The sequence below is a fragment of the Mycobacterium pseudokansasii genome, from assembly GCF_900566075.1.
GTDB classification, from domain to species: domain Bacteria; phylum Actinomycetota; class Actinomycetes; order Mycobacteriales; family Mycobacteriaceae; genus Mycobacterium; species Mycobacterium pseudokansasii.
Map to the genome: position 1 here is coordinate 3,522,054 of NZ_UPHU01000001.1, position 17,702 is coordinate 3,539,755.

The window sequence follows — 17,702 nt, forward strand, 5'->3', positions numbered from 1 at the left end:
GGTGGGCCTTGTTTCCAGGTGTGGTCGACGGCCTGGACCTGACTTCGGTCATTTAGTGCGTAGGTCGGCTCCGCTGATTTGGGCGAGGGCGTCGCGTAGGTCGGCGGGCAGTGGATCGGCGGCGGTGAGGGTGTGTTGGCCGGCTCGGATGTCCACGGTGCGGTATCGGCGTGTGGTGCGCACGAATTGCCGGATACTCCAACCGGTTTGGTGTTCGATCCAGTGGCTGACTGCGAGCGCGGCGAACACGATGTTTAGGTGGGCCTCGATGGACTCGCGTTTGTGGTGGTAGATCGGGCGGGCGGCCAGGTCGTGCTTGGACATCCGGAACGCCTTCTCGATCCGCCACAACTGGTGATACGCATCGATGACGAAGTCTGCGGTCTGGCCGGTCAGGTTGGTGGTGTAGCCCTTGATCCCGGCCAACTCGCGGGCTTTGGCTTCTAACTCCCGGTTCACCGACCGGTTCTCGCCGGTCACGGTGATGAACCGGTTGCGTTTGAGGGGGGCCTTCCCGTCGACGGCGGCCTGGGCTTTGGCTACCTGCTCATCGATACCACGCAGGGTGCGCCGGGCCCGGTCAGCACGGTACTGGTAGAAGATGACCCGGTCGGGGATCCCGCGGGCCTTCTCCTTGCTGCTGGCCGGCCAGGCCTGGGTGAAGATGTGCCCGTCAGGGATGTCCTCGCCGGGATGCTTGTCGCGCCATTCGCGTATGACGCCGGGCAGGAACGGGATCCTGGAGCCGAGGATGAAGGTCAGCCCGGCGGCGTAGATCGCTTTCTGGTTGTCCTCGGAGATCATGCCGGCATCAGCGACCACTGTGACATCGGTGAGTTGGTGGGCCTTCTTGAAGGCGTTGATGACGGGCAGCATCGTCTTGGTTTCACCCTTGTCGCCTTCAAATGCGTGTACTGCCAATGGAAATCCAGTCGCATCGGTGAGCAGGCCGATGGTGATCTGCGGTTCGAGCCGACGTTCTTTGGAGAATCCGGGCTCGCGGAATCCGTCGGCCTTATCGGTCTCGAAGTACAGCGTCGAGACGTCGTAGAGCACCAACGACGCCGGCCCCAACGCCGCCTGAACCGCGCACGCCTTGGACAACGCCCGGCCGAAAGCCGCTGTGGCGAACCGCGGCAGGTGCCGGGTCAGGGTGCGGTAGGACACCGTGGCGATACCGGTCTCGGCCAGTACCCGCAGCGAGTCGGCCTTACTGGTCGGCTCGATGATCCGGGCCAGCACCAGATCCCGGAACACCTCATCGGCTCCAGCGGCCCGATCGAAGCCAAGCCGGACATACGCAGCGCACAAGCTGTCCCACAAAAACGCCATCCGCGAAGAGACGATTTCCAAAGAGGCACCGGATATTTCGGTGTCACCGACATCAAGGTCGAGGGTCTGCTGACCTCCAGTAAGTGTCAATGGCCAGGTTGAAGTATCCGCTGGTGGCCAGATAGAAGTATCCACCCCGTGCGGTAGTTCCTAGGTTGGTGTGGGCGTCTCCTTCCGGTGTTTGGCGTCTTTCATGCGGTAGGAGTCACCGTCGGTGATGACGACGGTGGCGTGGTGCAGGAGGCGGTCGAGGATGCTGACCGCGGTGGTCTGTTCGGGCAGGAAGCGGCCCCACTGCTCGAAGGGCCAGTGCGATCCGATGGCCAGCGAGCGGCGTTCGTAGGCGCCGGCGACGAGCCGGAACAGCAACTGGGTGCCGGTGTCGTCGAGGGGGGCGAACCCGAGTTCGTCGAGGATGATCAGGTCGACCCGCAGCAGCGATTCGATGATCTTGCCGACGGTGTTGTCGGCCAGGCCGCGGTAGAGGGTTTCGACGAGGTCGGCGGCGGTGAAATAGCGGACCTTGTGTCCGGCGTGGATCGCGGCGGTTCCCAACCCGATCAGGGTGTGGGACTTGCCGGTGCCGGCGGGGCCGATGATCGCCAGATTCTGTTGCGCGCGAATCCATTCCAGACTCGACAGGTAGTCGAAGGTCTTCGGCGGGATGGAGGAGGCGGCCACGTCGAAGCTCTCCAACGTCTTGGGCACGGGGAACGCCGCGGCTTTGAGGCGGTTGACGACGTTCGAGGCGTCGCGGGCCGCCAGTTCGGTCTCGACCAGCGTGCGCAGAACCTCCTCGGGAGTCCAGCGTTGGGTCTTGGCGGTGATCAGGACTTCGGGTGCGGTGCGCCGCACCGCGGCCAGTTTCAACCGTCGCAACCCGGCATCCAGATCGGCGGCGAGGGGTGGAATCGATTTCGGTGCAACGGGTTCAGCGTCGGTGATGGGTGGCGTCCTGCTCATGGGATCACCTCGCCATCGGCCACGGCGGGGGTGATCCTGTAGGCGTCCAGGGAGCGGGTCGGGGCCACGGGCAGGTCGAGGATGAGCACGTCGCCAGCGGGTCGGGGCTGCGGCGCCCCGGTGCCCGCGGCCAGGATGGAACGCACGTCGGCGGCTCGGAACCGGCGGAACGCCACCGCCCGGTGCAGCGCGGAGACCAGGGCGTCGGTGCCGTGGGCCGCGCCGAGGGCGAGCAGGATCTCCAACTCCGAGGCCAGCCGGGTGTTGCCGATCGCCGCGGCGCCGACCAGGAACGCCTGCGCATCGGCGCCGAGGTCGCAGAACTGCTTCTCGACCATGGTCTTCGGGCGCGGGCCGCGACTGGGTGCTAGCCGGGGTCCGTCGTAGTGCTCATCGAGGATCGAGGTGCCGCCGGGTGCGACGAGTTCGTGTTCGGCCACGATCACCCCGGTGCCGGGCTCCAGCAGACAGATGGCGCCGTGGTCGACGACCACGGCCACCGTGGTGCCGATCAACCGCATCGGCACCGAGTAGCGCGCCGACCCGTACCGGATGCAGGACAGGCGGTCGACCTTGCGCAGCACCGATGGTGCCCCGATCTGCAGTCGCAGGGATGGGAGTGGTTGCAGCAGTTCATGTTCGACGATCAACCGTTCATCGGGAACCGCGCAGATCTCCGAATGGGTCGCGGCGTTCACTTCCGCGCACCACACCTCCGCCGCGGCATTGGCGATACGCAGATCGACCGGTGTTCCGGTGACGGCGGCCTCGGTCAACAGCGGGACGGCAAGATCGTCCTGGGCGTAGCCGCACAGGTTCTCCACGATGCCCTTGGACTGCGGGTCACTCGCATGACAGAAATCGGGAGCGAAGCCGTAGTGACCGGCCAGCCGGACGTAGTCCGGAGTCGGGACGACGACGTTGGCCACGACCCCGCCCTTGAGGCAGGCCATCCGGTCGGCCAGCACCCGCGCCGGGACCCCACCCGCGGCGGCCAGGGCTTCGGCGATCAATGCCAACGTGGTCGAGGCACGCTCGTTGGTGGCGAAGCGCACGAAGCGCCACCTCGAGAACGCCAGCACCGCACAGAACAGGAACAACCCCGGTCCGACTTGAGCCCAGTCGATGACCAGGTACTCACCGGGTTCCCACACGGCTGGACGACGGCCTCGGTGATTGGTGCTGCGCCACAACGCTTTCGCCTCCGCGACGAGGCGGCGGAAGTTACGATCAGAACCCGTGTAGCCCGCCGCACGGGCCTTCGGGAGCAGCCGCTTGGCCGAGATCCGACCCTTCGATTTCTCCACGCGTTCGGCGACCAGATCGGCGACCGCGTCGTAGTTGTGGGCCCGTTCGGCCCGCGGTGGTGGCGGGACGCCGGCCTGGTCGGCCTCGAACTTGTCCACGATCTTCTTGACGGTGCGGTGGGTGGTGCCGCAGTGCTCGGCGGCAGCCCTATACGACCCGAGCTGTTGGTAGGCGGAAATGATGTCCATTCGGTCCTTCGCAGATTTCAATGGAACTCCCCGGTGGTGGCGCTGAGTGGTTGGCGCCTTCACCGTCACCATCGGGGCCCGCAGTTCCTGATCGACACGACGAACACGGGGTGGATACTTTTATCTGGCCAAAAACGGATACCTCGACTTGGCCACCAGTGGGTACTTTTTCATGGCCACGGACAGTAAGCCGCCGTACGGCCGCCGTCTTGAGTGCTTGCAATTCCACCGCGTCATGAGCCGAACCCACATGCTCGATCGAGCGTGCACCGCGCCGCGACGACCACACAATCTGCACCGCTGTCGCCCCCGACTTGGTCCTCACCGTCCGCATATAGGCCACTCCGGCACCCTACGAACCCATCCGTTAGTGCACACATTCCGGCCCCAACGACCACAAAACAGCAGGTCCAAGCGTCGCGCCAACCCCAAACCGGAAAAGTGACCGAAGTCAGGTTAGAAACTGTAGTCAGCATGACCTCCGGCGCGAACTCATAAAGTTCGCGAATCGAATAAGCGTTCATATGAAAGATCCTATCATCAGTTTGGCACGGGTATATGCGCAAAGGGATCTGAAGATAACATCGTCCGACCAGTAAACAGGTCCACTTCTTGACTCATAATATTGAGGTAATTCAAATATCCGTGGGGGTACTGGGCTGTTGGTTCCATCACTCGGATCGATACGACGCGTGGATCAATGCCTGGTTGATTTGGCGTTATCGAATAGATCCAACCTTGTCCAGATTTCGCCGGGGTGTCTGAGATAACTCCAGGCGGAACGCCGGGCAGGTTGACTCCGCCCGGGCCGATTACATTCGTGGGCGGGTGCTGCTGCGGTAAGACGTCTAGGTATTGTTGCTTTTCGGCGTTAAGTAATTGGGTTTCGACGTGAAAATCAGATCTTCGTGGATCGCTGGGGGGGAGCGATTCAATAAATGGCTTATAGATATGGTTGTGCTCCCATATCCTCTTGTTGACATCCTTCAACCCAGCGGCAGCTTGCTCACGCGACATCGGCTGCTCCGGCGGAGGTGGGCCTTGTTTCCAGGTGTGGTCGACGGCCTGGATGTGAGGTTCGTGGTCGTGGGGGGTCTCCGGAAAGCTAGTGGTGGCAATTCCTGCCGTCGCAGCGGTGATCTTGGCGCCTGCTTCGTGTTCGACCCCGACGAGCTGGGTGGCGCGTTGGCGGATGTCGGCGGCGAAAGCTTGTACTTGTGCCTGACGAGATGCCTGTTCTGCGGTGCTGCGGCTGGTTCGGGTATCGGCGACAGAGAGGTCTTCGCCGACGTTGAAGCCGGCGTCGTTGGCTTCTTGGACGGCATAGATGACCCGCCGTTGGGCGGCGCCGATGGTTCCGGCGCCCTCACGCTCGATGACCGCGGCCTGACGCAGCTGGTCGGCCTTGGCGGTGACGATCACCAAATCACCGCCGGTTCGCGCTCGCAGCGCCTCGCCGCCAGCGCCGTCCCAGACAATGGTGTGAGATTGGTTGCGCATCTGCAGCAACACGTCCTCCCACAGGTCGGCTGTCCTGGACCAGTAGTGGGCCGCATCGATGAGATGCTCGGTATCCCAGGCCCTGAAGCTGCGACAGGGTCGGAAGCATCTACACCATCCGCGGTCGGACGGCCGCCATCTCCCCCGCCGCCGTCACTTCGTTGCTGCCATACCCCACGGCACCAGTCTCCACCGCACCGGTCGTCGCCTGGGTCCGGTTGGTCAAGACTTCTGCGGCGAGGCCGACCGCCGTATGAGCGCCGCCCACCGCCGCGGTCGTGGGTTGACACGGCCGCCCCGGTGTCGGTGATGCCAGGACGCTGAACCTAGTGCTGAGCTCACGCCACTGGCTCGCCGAGGCTCTGAGCTGATAGACATCGACACGCAGCTCACCGGTCTCCATCCTCGGGAAGTCTAATGATGTGGCGCGGGTCGGCAACTCACCCGAGGTCATCGGTCGCCGTGAACTGGGCCCACGGGGACCGACCAGACGAACTCTTGATCCCGACGCCAGGACCAGTCCAAGCGTTGGCGGGATCCGCCCAGCAATTTGCAGCGACGCCCTGTTGGTCGACCAGTACCCCCAGGAATTCAGCGCTATCGAAACAAGAGCACGCGCGAGCGGAGCACCCGGCAATGGCATCAGCGATTGTTGCCGAGATCCGCGCCGCCGCAAGGGTGCCGGCGCCTGCTCGATGTGGTGTGACAAGCCGCGGCCGATGCACTGCAAGCATTGCATCCGCACAGCTGGCTAGGATGAGTTCGTGATGTTGGTCGACACCGGCAGCGTCATCCGCCCGACGCGCAACTGGACAATAGCGCGCCAGCCGCCGCGGAAGAATAGGCTGCAGAACGAGAAACGTTGGGCCGCAATACATCCGGTGATCCAATGGAACTCCGCTACATAAGCATCGCCCTCCTGATTGCCGAAGCCGGCGGCGATCCGTGGACGGTCAACAGGAGCCTCCAAGCGGGGTCGCCCGGCTCAGATTTCCGATCTAGCCAGAGCTTTCCATGACGCGGGTGTCTCGACGGCCGAGGCCGACGCAGCATTCAATCAGGCGCGGCCAGCGTTTCGAATGGGCCTGGAACCGGGAGAACGGCGATCACCCAATCAACGACTCCGCTGAAGTGCAACGCGTAACCACGTCGCTGAAGCTCCAGGCTGCGCAACTGCCGAAGATTGCTGTCGATTTAGAGAACATCGCGGCCGCCCTGGCTGAGGCGCAACGGTCCGCCGGCTGGTATATCTCGGCGCTCGAGCAGGACCTTGAGGATATCGACTGCGAGATCGGTGAGGCCCTCGCCAACGATGATCAAGATGAGGCCAATGCGCTGTGCGACGACGCCGTTGCCGAAACGCGGGCAGTGCTGGTCCAGCTCAACCACATTCGCGACAGCTATTCGGCGATCCTGCAAAGCAGGCTCGGCAATCTGCGCGCCGACGGCGTCGACCCGGCAGAGATAGAAGTAGCCGACGAACTCTTGATCCCACCACCTGACACCAACCCCGAGCTGGTCAAGCGCTGGTGGGATTCCCTCAGCGACGAGCAACGACGCCTATTGGTCGATCAGCACCCGCAGGAGTTGGGCAACCTCAATGGCATTCCGGCCGAGGTACGCGATCAGGTCAACGTCGCGGTGATGAACGACGACCTCCGCCGCGTCGAAGATGCCGCCGGACAGCATGGACTATCGCCAGGGAGCCTTCGGGATAACGCGCTCAACAATCGGGACAACGATGTGTTCAGCAACCCCGGCAAGTACGGCCTCACCGCCGCAGATATCACCCGGTATCAGAACGCGGTAAAGACTAATGAGGGCCTCAACCACGACAAGGGGAATGACCCAGATCACCCGCGGCCCGTGATGCTATGGGCCTACGATCCGCTGGCCTATAACGGCAAGGGCAGGGCAGCGATCGCCATCGGCAACCCCGACAGGGCACAAAACACCTCCGTCATCGTGCCCGGCACTAACAGCAGCGTGAAAGGAGGCTGGTTGTACGACGGGCACAATGACGCCATCAATCTCTACGACCAGTCGGCCAAAGCGGACCCCACCCACTCCACCACAGTGATCGGCTGGATGGGCTATGACGCTCCCGCGTTCGACTTCCAAAATCCCGAAGCGGCTGTCACCGACCCGACCAAGCTGCAACAGGTCGGCACTCCGTGGATGGCGCGCCAGGGTGGTGCGGTGCTGGCCGCCGACGTCAACGGCCTAGCAGTTACCCACGAAGGTGGCACTCCGTCGCACGTCACCGTCATCGGGCACTCCTACGGATCGACCACAGTCGCCGATGCGTTCGCCAACAGCGGCATGCGCGCCAACGACGCCGTGTTGATCGGCTGCCCGGGAACCGATCTTGCGCACAGCGCCGCTGATTTTCACCTCAACGGCGGGCAAGTCTATGTAGGTGCCGCCTCCACCGACGCGATCAGCTGGATCGGCGAATCAGGAAGCGCGGTGCCCAATTGGGTCAACGACGCACTCGGCGCCCCTCTCGGGCCATTAGCGGGACTGGGCACCGATCCCGCTCACGACGGTTTCGGGTCGGTGCGCTTCCGCGCCGAAGTCGCCGGCACGCACAACGTGACCCCCTGGTTCAACGACCATTCGCACTACTACAACAAGGGCAGCGAGGCGCTGCACAATATCACCGAAATCACTGTCGGCCATGGTGACCACCTCGCGCGAGAGGGAATGCTGGCCCCCCATCGAGCCGAAGAACGGATCTCCAGCCCGACTCAAATACGTACCCCGTTCGGGACCATTCCGCTACCGCACGTTGAGGTCACCACGCCTGCCACTGTCGACCCCGAATGGGACCGGCCGGGAGATTCTGTCACTAATGACCATGATTTCAAGTAACTTCCGCCGGTCAGGCCTGCTCCGGCTTGCGGCAGTAGCGCTGACAATGGTTTTCCTGTTGGGAGGTTGTTCTCCGATGTATCCGTTTGCGCACGATGCTGATCACCCCGAGCATCCGCTCTCCGACGAGCAGGCCATGGCGCAGGTGATCGAGCCGGCCAAACAGATTGCGAAAGTAGCTGGACTACAGGATGTTTCAGGAGGATTCAGCTGGGAGTCCTGCAACGACCAGGGCGACCCACCCTACCGTGGTCGGGTCGACATGACCTTCAACGTTCCCCCCGGCATCGATCACAGCGCCTACTTCGAGCAAGTCGCGGCGACGATGGTGGCCCACGGTTGGTCATCTGGAGCACCCTCAGGACAGCACTTGTTCGGAACGGCGATCCACAACGATGGTGTCATGGCAACTATTGGCGTAAGTCCATTTCTCGGCGCCGACGGGGCTATCGAGCTTTCCGGCGAATGCCGCAATATGAACAACCACCGCTCTGACAGCAACGGCTTCAGCATCAAAGACCAGCTGAATGCGAGATAAGCCGGTGCGCGCAAGGGTTTACAGCATCGACAATTCACCAACGAATCACGAGACCGAGTGATCGAATCCGGCGCTGGCGGCTAGGCTTAGCAGCGTCGACCGGCGCGGTTTTCCTGTTGGGAGGTTGTTGGCTGAGGTATCCGTCCGCGCACGATACTGACCAGCGCGAACGCCCTCTCTTTAACGAGCAGGCCATGGCACAGGTAATCGATCCGGCCAAACAGATCGTCAAAATCGCCGACTTGCGAGACGTTTCAGGCGGCTTTGGCTGGGAGTCCTGCAACGATCAAGGTGACCCAACTTACGGGGGCCGAGTAGGCGTCTCACTCAGCGTACCCGCAGGGGTCGACCAGCAGGCCTATTTCGAGCAAATCGCCGCAAAGATGGTGGCCCATGGTTGGTCGTCCGGCGCGCCGCCGGGTCAGCACCTGTTCGGCACAACGATCTGATCGCGCTCATCGAAAATCCTCAGGTGTGCTCGCCGAAATTCCTCACCTGTGAGCAGGGCTCAGTGTAGTTGGTTGGGTGCCGGTGGCGGCTCTGCGGAGGGTTTGTGCGGCCGCTTGGTGGTCGCGTAGTCGGTAGGACTCGCCGTCGAGGTTGATGACCACGGAGCGGTGTAGGAGGCGGTCGAGCATGGCTGCAGCCACGGTGGTGTCGCCGAGGATTTCGCCCCAGGCCCCAACGCCGCGGTTGGTGGTGATCACGATGCTGGATTTCAAATATCGTTGGGAGACAACCTGAAACAACGCTGAAGCGGCCTCGGCGGGCAGCGGCAAATACCCAAGTTCATCAATGACGAGCAGCGTCGGCCCAGCGAAGAACCGCATGGTGGTGGCCCAACGGCCTTCAATGGCTGCACGATGACAGCGGGCGGCCAGATCCGCGGCGGTAGTGAAATAGGTCCGATACCCCGAGTACGCTGCCGCCCTGGCTAATCCGACGGACAGATGCGTCTTTCCCGTACCTGGCGGACCAATAAGCAAAATGTTGGTAGCCGATTCGAGGTAGCGGCAGGTCCCCAGTTCATTGATCAGCTTGCGGTCGATGCCGGCGGCGGCATCAACATCGAAGTCGGCCAGCGTGGCCGGGGTGGGCAGGCAGGCAAAGCGCAGCCGCCCAGCCAACCGTCGGGCGGTGCTCGCATCGACCTCGACGGCCAACAGCCGCTCTAGCGCCACGGTCAACGACAAGCCCTCAACGGTGGCTTGATCCAGGACGGCGGGCAGGGCTTCAGCGGCAGCGTGCAGTTTGAGTTCGGCCAGATGCGAGCGCAGCTGCTGATAGCGACTGGCCGACTGAGCCGGCGACTCGGTACTCGCGGCCCGGCTGGTCTTCGGCGTACGTGGGGTAGCGGTCATTTCAAGGTCCTTTTCTGGGCTGCCCGCTCATAGACGGACAGGTCGATGACTGTGGATTCATTTGATGCAGTGGAGGATTCGCTGACTGATGGGTCGGTGTCATGCCCGGCCAGCAGTTGTGCGGCGGCGGATCTGGCCGCCGGCCCGGGCGGGATGCGTTCCTTGCGGCGATGCGGGCGCCCCGTCGTGGCGGTCGTCATGGCGGCCGTATCCAGTGCGATGACATGGCCGCTGTCACGGACCATCACCCCGAGGCCGTCGGCGGCCAGGCGGTGTCGGGCAACGACGATGCCGCTGGTGGTGGCGATGTCGCAGCACTGTGCGCCGACGGGATGGCTGACTACCACCTGGGCGGCGGCCAACTCCGGTGGCACCGAGTAGCGGTTACCGCGGTAGGACACCAACGCTTGGCGCGAGGCCGTGCGGGTCTGGGAGATGATCACCGGATAGGGCAGCGCCGGGACCAGTGCCAACGGCTCAGCCTGGGCAACGGTGGCCACCGAGGACCGCCCGTCAGCGGTCGCGCGCAGCCGGGTGTCCCCACGCACCGCGGCGAAGCGGTCCACACTGACTTGGGCCTGCTCTGGGGTCAGGTCATCAGCCAGGGTGCGCCACCAGCGTTGTGCGGCAGTGTGGTTGACCTTCTCGACCACACCCTTGCGATTGCCGCGCCGCGGCGGGCAGATCGCCACTGCCACGCCATAGTGTTTGGCCACCCCCGCGAACGACGCCGTCACCCGCCCAGAACCAGGATCACAGACGGTAGCCATCCGATCAAAGCGCCATACCCGGCTCACGCCACCAATGCCGCGCACCACGTGGTCGATCGCGGCGACCAAGTGCGGCTGATCCTCCAGCGCAGACAGTGCCGCTCGCCACTTCCCCGAATGAGCGAGCGAGCCGACCAACAGATGCGCGGTCTTACCCCACCCCCACGATGCAGGTGGATCTGGCAATTCCAGCCAGTCCCATTGGGTTTCGTGGCCCGGGGCGTGCGGGATCACCGCGTTGGGACGTTCGGTCGCCGTGCGACACGCCTGACACGCCGGACGCAGTCCCCGTCGGCGGATGTTGCGGGTCAGGCTCTGATACGACAACCCGAAGCCGAGCTCCTCCAACTCGTCGTAGAGGGCGCGGGCCCACAGATGCGGGTCCTCGGTCAGCCTCGCGGTGACGTAGTCGACGAACGGATCGAACGGATCCGGACTCGGTCGGGCACGCACCCCGGGCGTGCCGTCCCCGTCCACGTACTTGCGGACCGTCTTGCGATCAAACCCGGTATGGCGGGCGATCGCCGAGATCGTCCAACCACGTTTGCGTAGGGCATGTACTTCCACATCGTCCTCCCATGTGAGCATGAGAAAGCGGGCCTCCTTCGGCAGCGCTGCAGGCTTCAGACACCAGCAGCATCGAAGGAGGCCCGCCCTTCTCGGCGGAGCCACACGGATGGGGAATTTCGATGAGCGTCAGTGGGGAATTTCAGTGAGCGCGGTCAGATCCACAAAGACGGCGTCACAGCAGTCATCGGAATAATCCCCGGATGGCGAGAAGGCGGGGCTATCGACCTTTTCGGCGAGTGCCGCAACATGAACAACCACCGTACTGACAGCAACGCGGTCAGCATCAAAGACCAGCTGAATGCGGGATAAAACCCGTGCCCGCAACGGCTTTACCGCATCGACAACACACCAACGAAACCATGAGCTCGAACGATGGATTCCGGCGGTGGCGAGTACGCCTGGCAGGCTCGACCACCGCGATCTTCCTGTTGGGAGGTTGTTCACTGATGTATCCGTTTGCGCACGATGCTGATCGCCCCCGAGCATCCGCTATCCGACGAGCAGGCCATGGCCCAGGTGATCGAGCCAGCGAAGCAGATCGCCAAAGTAGCTGGACTACAGGATGTCTCGGGAGAATTTGGGTGGGAGTCCTGCAATGACCAGGGCGATCCGCCCTACCGTGGCCGCGTAAACGTCAAGTTTAACGTCCCCGCCGGCATGGATCGCATCGCCTACTTTGAGCAAGTGGCCGCAACGATGGTGGCGCATGGCTGGTTGGCCGGCCCCCCACCTGGGCTGCGCCCGTTCGGAACGGCGATCCACACAGATGGCGTCATGGCAATCATCGGGGTGAGCCCCTTTCTCGGCGCGGATGGCGATGTCGAACTTTCCCGGCGAGTGTCGCAACATGCGCGACCATCGTCACGNCCGCTGGCTCAATAACAGCGACCAGCTACGTGGAGGATGAAGTCTGAACGACACCAACGCATCTCGTACTGAATGAATGCTAGCCCCACCCCGAGCCGAAGAACGAATCTCTACCCCGACCCAGATGCATACCCCTTTTGGAACCGTTTCGCTACCGCACGTCGAGATCATCACACCTGTTAATGTCGACCCCGAATGGGACCGGCCTGGAGACTCCCTAACCAATGACCATGAGTTCAAGTAGGCGATTCCGGCAATGGGTGGTACAGCCAGAAATGAGTGAACGCCGCTGTCTTTGGCTTAGAAGATGGTTGGCAAAACTAGTGCACGATCGAAGACCAGTTGCATTCGAAATGAAGGTTCGCCGAATCACCGCGCTCCTCGCGGTAGTCCTTGTATTAGGAGGATGCTCAAGTATGTTTCCATTCTTGCACGACCCGGACCATCCCGCTCAGCCGCTTTCCGACGAGCAGACTAAGGCGCAGGTGGTAAATCCGGCTAAGCAAATCTCAAGAACCGCTAATTTACAGAACGTATCAGCAGTCTTCGGCTGGGAATCGTGTAACGACCAGGGCGATCCGCCCTACCGAGGCCGAGCGGACATTTCATTTGATATACCCGCTGGTACCGATAGCAATACCTACTTTGGGCAGATCGCCGCGGCCATGGTGGCGCAGGGATGGTCAGAAGGTCCGCCTCCGGGAATGCGATTTTTTGGCAGGGTAATCCATGCTGACGGTGTCATGGCGATCATCGGGAAGAGCGGCGGGACAATTAAGGCCGGCTCGGTTGAGCTTTCCGGTGAGTGCCGCAATATTGACGATCACCGCCACGACGGAAAATGGTACGACGTGACCGATCAGTTACTGGGAGCATAAGCCCACCGAAAATGACACTGCAGTCCCCTGCTCCAACATAATTCGCAAAGCGAGGCCCTGCGCAAAATGGCCGAAAGTCCTATCGGCCGTGACGGCTACTTATCTGGTGAACGAATGTGCCTGTTGGCCGTCTCTTGGGATGACGACCACTGGGTAGGCATTCGTCATTGAGGTTGCCGATGCGGCGGCCGGTGTGCTGGCGGGGTTGATCTGGTTCGTGTGCACCATCAGTGTGACGAGGAACTGATGGGTGCGCGGCACCCCGCCAAAGTCTTGGCTGGCTTGCGGGGTGCCGCGCTGTAGTGCTTGGAGGCACTGATGGTGACGGTAGAGGCTGATCCTGTCCGCGTCGAGTCGCGGTTGGCAGTTGGGGGGATCGGATGCCCGACGTGCCGTGATGGTGTGTTGGGTAAGTGGGGGTATGCCCGTGTCCGCCAGATCGATGGAATCGGTGATCCGCTGCGGCCGCGGCGTGGGCGTTGTCGATCCTGCGCGGTCACCCATGTGTTGTTGCCGGTGACGGTGTTGTTACGTAGAGCCTATGCGGCGGAACGGATTTGGGCTGTGGTGACCGCCCGCGCTACCGGCGCGGGGCATCGCCGGATCGGCGCCGGCCTGCAGATACCGGCGGCGACAGTACGGGGCTGGCTGCGCCGCGCAGGGTCACGGCTTGAAGCGCTTCGAGTCTGCTTTGTGGGTGTGGCGGTCGCGGCCGGGGTGGACGTGGCGATCCCGGATGCGACGGGTTGTGCGTGGCGTGACCTGGTGGCCGCGGTAACAGCCGCGACTGCGGCGCTGCGGTTCCGTTTCGGTGCGGCCGGGTTGGTCGACATGGTGACGCCGCAGCAGGTGGTGGTCGCGGTCAGCGCCGGTCGGCTGCTGGCACCGGCATGGTCGCCACCACGGCGCTGAGCTTGGGCAACACGAATCGCCCCTGACGCCGGCACCGGGTGATCGGTGATCCTCGCCAAGGCGCTGCTCGACGACGGTTCGGGCGGGCCTTGGATTGCAGAGGAGAACCACGAAGTGTCGTTGGAGGAACACAAGCGCCGCGAGCGAGCCCAAGCGATCGGGTTGTTCCGCTATCAGCTGATCTGTCCGGCCCTGGATGAGGGGCTATCGACCAAGCAGCGCGGCAAGCTGGTGCGCGAGATCGCCGCCGCTACCCACACCGACCCGTTCGGAAACCAGACCCGGGTCTCGCGCGAGACGCTGGACCGCTGGATCCGCCGCTACCGCGGCGGCGGGTTTGAGGCGCTGGTACCTGCGCCGCGGCGGCTGGCCGCGCGCACCGACGCCCAGGTGCTGGAGCTGGCAGCCTCGCTCAAGCGGGAGAATCCGGCCCGCACCGTGGCGCAGGTGGCCCGCATCCTGCGCACCGCGACCGGGTGGACGCCCTCTGAGTCGACCCTGTTGCGTCATTTCCACCGACTGGAGTTGACGGGCCCGAATGCTGGTGAGGCCCCGGCGGTGTTCGGCCGGTTCGAGGCCACCGACCCCAACCAGATTTGGGTCGGCGACGCCCTGCACGGGCCGCGGGTCGGTGACCGCAAAACTTACCTGTTTGCCTTCCTTGACGATCACTCGCGGCTGGCCGTCGGCTACCGGTTCGGCTTCGCTGAAGACACGGTGCGGCTGGCCGCGGCGTTGCGCCCGGCGCTGGCCGCACGCGGTGTTCCCGCCGGGATTTACGTCGATTATGCCGACCTCACGATTATGCCGATATTGAGTGGGATCGGTTGTGGTGCAGGGGGTTCAGTCGCGGGGTATCGGCATAATCAGAGGCCTTCGAGGAACGCGAGGATCGGATCGGGCGGCTGGTATCGCCCGGGCTTGGTGTGGGTGGGTGCGGTGGCGGCGATTGCGCGTTCCTTCAGGGTCATGTCGGCGTGCAGGTAGAGTTCGGCGGTGGCAGTCTGTTCGTGACCAAGCCACAAGGCGATGACGGTGATGTCGACACCAGCGAGCAGCAGGGCCATGGCCGCGGAGTGCCGCAGGGTGTGGGCGGTGACCCGCTTGCTGCGCAGCGACGGACACGATCCGCGGGCGCGGTTGGTGTAGAGCGTGATTCGGCGCTCGACCGCATCGCGGCTGAGCGATCTGCCGGTGCTGGTGGGGAACAATGGGTCGTCGGGGGCGCCGCGACGTTCGGCGAGCCAGCCCCGCAGCACTTCCACGGTGTCGGGCAGTAGTGGTGTGTTTCGCTGTTTGCGGCCCTTGCCGATGCAGTGTACGTGCGCGCCGCGGCCGAGCTGCAGGTCGGCGACTGACAACGCGGTCAGTTCGGAGATCCGCAGCCCGGTCTGCAAGGTGAGCGCCAGCATCGCGTGGTCGCGTCGTCCGGCCCAGGTGTCGGGGTCGCAGGCGGCCAGCAGCGCGTCAGCCTCCTCGTTGGTGAGGTAGGTGATCAGGTTGCGTTGGAAGCGTTTCGGCGGGACCGCCAGCACGCGTTGGATCGAGGCGGCGTGTTCGGGATGGCGCAGTGCGGCGTAGCCGAACAGTGAGTGGATGGCCGCCAACCGGGTGTTGCGGGTGCGCACGCTGTTGCCACGATCGTGTTCGAGGTGGTCGAGGAACCCGGCGACCGAGGGCGCGTCCAGATCGGCGAGGTCGAGCTGGCTGGGCGGTTTGGCGGTGCGGGTTGCGGTATAGCCGAGCAGCAGCCGGAACGTGTCGCGGTAGCCGGCGATGGTGTTCGGGCTGGCCTGGAGTTGCCCGATGAGCCGGTCGGTGAAGTAGGCCTGCAGGATCGGGGCGAGCGCGGTCATCGCCGGCCTCCGGGTCTGCTCGCCTGCAGCCGTTGCGCGGCAAGGCCCATCAACTCGGGCGTGGCCGTCAAATACCAGTAGGTGCTGGCCGGGTTGACGTGTCCGAGGTAGGTGGACAGCACCGGCATCATTGCCGCGACGTCGACGCCGGATCGGTACCAGTCCAGCAGGCAGCTCACGGTGAAGGCATGCCGAAGATCATGTGCGCGGGGCCGGACCGTGGCGGTGCGTAGTCCGATCGTCGTGGTGATCTCGATGAACGCCTCATGCACCGACGAGTATCGCAGCGCGGCGCCGGTGGTGGCCACAAAGAACGTCTCCGATCGTCGCGGCGGCGGTATCCGGCGGTCGCGGCGGCGGGCGTAGCGGCGCAGCTGTTCGACGGCGCTGGGGTGCAGCGGTATGAGGCGGGGGTGGCCGGCCTTGCGGCCAGCGACGGTGAGCACGCCCGCCCGCAGGTCCACGTCGGTACGGCGCAGCGGCAGTGTTTCCCCGATCCGCAGGCCGGTCACTGCAAGCAGCCCCAGTAGGGTGTGTAGGGTCGCGGCACGCATCTCGGGGCGAAGGTCGTTGGCGGCGTGCAGGATCCGTTGTATTTCTGCATCGGTGTAGATGTAGGGTGTGGGCCGCTTGCCCTGTCCGGGGAATACCTTGGTGGGTGGGATTTCGGTTGCCGGGTCGATCGTGGCCAGGTAGCGGGCGAATCCGCGGATCGCGCCGAGTCGGTGCGACCAGTTGACCGGGTCGACATTGCGCGGCAGTCGCGCGAACGCGATCGCAGCCTCGGTCGTGATCGATGTCGACGCCCGCTGGCGCAGGAAGTCGAGGAATTGGGCCAACACCTGGCCGTCGCCGGCCAGCGCGAATCCCAGCCCTCGCCGCAGCCGCAAGTAGTCGTCGAGATGGGCGCGCAGCTCGGCGGTCATCGTGGGTCTCCGATCGGCCAGGGCCGCGCCAGCATCCGCAGCGCGGCGATGTCGACGCGGCTGTAGACCGCGGTGGTGGTCAGGCCCTGATGGCGCAGCGCCTGACCGATGTGCGGCAGCGGAACCCCGGCCCGCACCATCCGCACCGCGGCCGTGTGCCGAAGCCGATGCGGCCCAACCGGACTCACACCAGCGCGCACGCACGCGCGGCGCACGATGCCGCCGACGGCTTCACGGGTGAGCGGATGAATCGGGGCGATGGCGGTGACGAACACCTCCCGCAGGTCGGTGGATGGTCGTCCGCGTTGCAGATAGCCGGTAACCGCGGCGCCGACGTCGGACGGTAGCGGCATCCGATCCATTCGGCCGCCCTTGCCGTGGACGACCAGTACACCTGCCCGCCAATCGATGTCGTCGAGCCGCAACCGGGCGACCTCACCGGCGCGTAGTCCCAGCCGCAACAGCACCACCAGCACCGCGTAGTCGCGGCGGCCGATCGGGCGGCGCCGATCGCACGCGTGCAGCAGCGCTGGCGCGTCGTGGTCGCCGATTCCTCGGGGCAGCAGTGACATCCGGCGACCGGTCGCGGCCAACGCCGCCGCCGAGAGGTCCGCATCGACGAGGCCCTGCAGATGGCAATACCGCAGCAGCGCTCTTACCGCGGCCACGTAGTACTGCACCCCACCCACCGACACCCGCCCGGCCTCGGCGGTGATCGCGTGGGTCACATCCGCCGCCCTTAGCCTGAATCCGTGGATCGATGATTTCGGGTGGTCATCGGCGGGTTCGGGCGAGTGGCGCTGGGGCGTGGACACTTTGGCGTGTATGTGATCCGCTGGCCTGCACCAGCTTTTCCTTT

General features: G+C 64.1%; 15 protein-coding genes and 4 pseudogenes. 6 read left to right on the forward strand and 13 right to left on the reverse strand.

The annotated features are described in order from the left end of the window. Positions 1-48: 48 nt before the first annotated feature. The 7 genes and pseudogenes from EET10_RS16045 to EET10_RS29675 form a co-directional block, all read right to left on the reverse strand. Positions 49-1,416 (reverse strand): annotated as a pseudogene (locus EET10_RS16045) (IS1634 family transposase); the annotation flags it as partial. A 66-nt stretch (positions 1,417-1,482) separates the two neighbouring features. Continuing rightward, the gene (gene istB / locus EET10_RS16050; protein ID WP_122501800.1) at positions 1,483-2,295 is read right to left on the reverse strand and encodes an IS21-like element helper ATPase IstB; all 813 of its coding nucleotides are present in this window, start codon (positions 2,293-2,295) and stop codon (positions 1,483-1,485) included. Then, positions 2,292-3,812 carry an IS21 family transposase gene (gene istA, locus EET10_RS16055; protein ID WP_122501925.1) on the reverse strand — a complete coding sequence of 507 codons (1,521 nt, stop codon included), beginning with the start codon at positions 3,810-3,812 and terminating at the stop codon, positions 2,292-2,294. Before istA ends, istB (EET10_RS16050) begins: the two co-directional genes overlap by 4 nt. Positions 3,813-3,978: 166 nt before the next feature. Continuing rightward, a pseudogene (locus EET10_RS30905) lies at positions 3,979-4,134 on the reverse strand (IS1634 family transposase); the annotation flags it as partial. Between the two features lie 197 nt (positions 4,135-4,331). Then, a complete protein-coding gene (locus EET10_RS30910) occupies positions 4,332-5,303 on the reverse strand; it encodes a hypothetical protein (RefSeq protein WP_246013643.1) in 972 nt (323 codons plus the stop codon). A gap of 97 nt (positions 5,304-5,400) precedes the next feature. Next, positions 5,401-5,694, reverse strand: coding sequence for a hypothetical protein (locus tag EET10_RS16070; RefSeq protein ID WP_122502305.1), 294 nt, complete (start codon positions 5,692-5,694; stop codon positions 5,401-5,403). Between the two features lie 348 nt (positions 5,695-6,042). Next, positions 6,043-6,261: a hypothetical protein gene (locus EET10_RS29675; RefSeq protein WP_167480095.1), complete on the reverse strand. Its 219-nt coding sequence runs from the start codon at positions 6,259-6,261 to the stop codon at positions 6,043-6,045. On the opposite strand from EET10_RS29675, the pseudogene EET10_RS16075 reads away from it, so the two are divergent. From EET10_RS16075 to EET10_RS16085, 3 genes and pseudogenes are all read left to right on the forward strand, one after another. Further along, positions 6,181-8,165: pseudogene (locus EET10_RS16075) on the forward strand (putative alpha/beta hydrolase). The gene EET10_RS29675 and the pseudogene EET10_RS16075 overlap by 81 nt on opposite strands. Beyond that, positions 8,146-8,703 (forward strand): hypothetical protein, encoded by a 558-nt coding sequence (locus EET10_RS16080; RefSeq protein ID WP_244601970.1) that lies wholly within the window; start codon positions 8,146-8,148, stop codon positions 8,701-8,703. Before EET10_RS16075 ends, EET10_RS16080 begins: the two are co-directional and overlap by 20 nt. A gap of 194 nt (positions 8,704-8,897) precedes the next feature. Beyond that, a complete protein-coding gene (locus tag EET10_RS16085; RefSeq protein ID WP_122502306.1) occupies positions 8,898-9,152 on the forward strand; it encodes a hypothetical protein in 255 nt (84 codons plus the stop codon). Positions 9,153-9,194: 42 nt separating this feature from the next. On the opposite strand, the gene istB (EET10_RS16090) is transcribed toward EET10_RS16085, so the two are convergent. The 3 genes from istB (EET10_RS16090) to EET10_RS29230 all read right to left on the reverse strand — a co-directional run bounded on the left by istB (EET10_RS16090) (position 9,195) and on the right by EET10_RS29230 (position 11,848). Further along, positions 9,195-10,064 carry an IS21-like element helper ATPase IstB gene (gene istB, locus EET10_RS16090; protein WP_036403655.1) on the reverse strand — a complete coding sequence of 290 codons (870 nt, stop codon included), beginning with the start codon at positions 10,062-10,064 and terminating at the stop codon, positions 9,195-9,197. Beyond that, positions 10,061-11,422: a Mu transposase domain-containing protein gene (locus EET10_RS16095; protein WP_036403653.1), complete on the reverse strand. Its 1,362-nt coding sequence runs from the start codon at positions 11,420-11,422 to the stop codon at positions 10,061-10,063. Before EET10_RS16095 ends, istB (EET10_RS16090) begins: the two co-directional genes overlap by 4 nt. Before the next feature lie 108 nt (positions 11,423-11,530). Beyond that, positions 11,531-11,848: a hypothetical protein gene (locus EET10_RS29230; protein ID WP_136624742.1), complete on the reverse strand. Its 318-nt coding sequence runs from the start codon at positions 11,846-11,848 to the stop codon at positions 11,531-11,533. Positions 11,849-12,687: 839 nt separating this feature from the next. On the opposite strand from EET10_RS29230, the gene EET10_RS16110 reads away from it, so the two are divergent. From EET10_RS16110 to EET10_RS16120, 3 genes and pseudogenes are all read left to right on the forward strand, one after another. Further along, a complete protein-coding gene (locus tag EET10_RS16110; RefSeq protein WP_122502812.1) occupies positions 12,688-13,149 on the forward strand; it encodes a hypothetical protein in 462 nt (153 codons plus the stop codon). Between the two features lie 318 nt (positions 13,150-13,467). Next, positions 13,468-14,061: a hypothetical protein gene (locus EET10_RS32340; RefSeq protein ID WP_036404345.1), complete on the forward strand. Its 594-nt coding sequence runs from the start codon at positions 13,468-13,470 to the stop codon at positions 14,059-14,061. A gap of 114 nt (positions 14,062-14,175) precedes the next feature. Further along, positions 14,176-14,847: pseudogene (locus EET10_RS16120) on the forward strand (DDE-type integrase/transposase/recombinase); the annotation flags it as partial. A gap of 80 nt (positions 14,848-14,927) precedes the next feature. Here EET10_RS16120 and EET10_RS16125 read toward each other — a convergent pair. Genes EET10_RS16125 through EET10_RS16135 form a run of 3 tightly spaced genes read right to left on the reverse strand, consistent with a single transcriptional unit; the run spans position 14,928 to position 17,571 of the window. Next, the gene (locus EET10_RS16125; RefSeq protein WP_122502308.1) at positions 14,928-15,917 is read right to left on the reverse strand and encodes a tyrosine-type recombinase/integrase; all 990 of its coding nucleotides are present in this window, start codon (positions 15,915-15,917) and stop codon (positions 14,928-14,930) included. After that, entirely contained in the window at positions 15,914-16,843 is a 930-nt protein-coding gene (locus EET10_RS16130) for a tyrosine-type recombinase/integrase (protein ID WP_036404012.1), read from the reverse strand. Before EET10_RS16130 ends, EET10_RS16125 begins: the two co-directional genes overlap by 4 nt. Beyond that, positions 16,840-17,571 (reverse strand): tyrosine-type recombinase/integrase, encoded by a 732-nt coding sequence (locus EET10_RS16135; protein WP_122502309.1) that lies wholly within the window; start codon positions 17,569-17,571, stop codon positions 16,840-16,842. The genes EET10_RS16130 and EET10_RS16135 overlap by 4 nt, the downstream gene beginning before the upstream one ends. Positions 17,572-17,702 lie beyond the last annotated feature (131 nt).

Excerpts from the sequence above, each read along its gene's own strand:
- EET10_RS32340 (WP_036404345.1), top strand. The coding sequence starts at position 13,468 with ATGGTGACGGTAGAGGCTGATCCTGTCCGCGTCGAGTCGCGGTTGGCA.
- EET10_RS16125 (WP_122502308.1), bottom strand. The coding sequence starts at position 15,917 with ATGACCGCGCTCGCCCCGATCCTGCAGGCCTACTTCACCGACCGGCTC.
- EET10_RS16110 (WP_122502812.1), top strand. The coding sequence starts at position 12,688 with ATGTTTCCATTCTTGCACGACCCGGACCATCCCGCTCAGCCGCTTTCC.
- EET10_RS16085 (WP_122502306.1), top strand. The coding sequence starts at position 8,898 with ATGGCACAGGTAATCGATCCGGCCAAACAGATCGTCAAAATCGCCGAC.
- istB (WP_036403655.1), bottom strand. The coding sequence starts at position 10,064 with ATGACCGCTACCCCACGTACGCCGAAGACCAGCCGGGCCGCGAGTACC.
- EET10_RS16095 (WP_036403653.1), bottom strand. The coding sequence starts at position 11,422 with ATGCTCACATGGGAGGACGATGTGGAAGTACATGCCCTACGCAAACGT.
- istB (WP_122501800.1), bottom strand. The coding sequence starts at position 2,295 with ATGAGCAGGACGCCACCCATCACCGACGCTGAACCCGTTGCACCGAAA.
- EET10_RS16080 (WP_244601970.1), top strand. The coding sequence starts at position 8,146 with ATGACCATGATTTCAAGTAACTTCCGCCGGTCAGGCCTGCTCCGGCTT.
- EET10_RS16130 (WP_036404012.1), bottom strand. The coding sequence starts at position 16,843 with ATGACCGCCGAGCTGCGCGCCCATCTCGACGACTACTTGCGGCTGCGG.
- EET10_RS16070 (WP_122502305.1), bottom strand. The coding sequence starts at position 5,694 with ATGGAGACCGGTGAGCTGCGTGTCGATGTCTATCAGCTCAGAGCCTCG.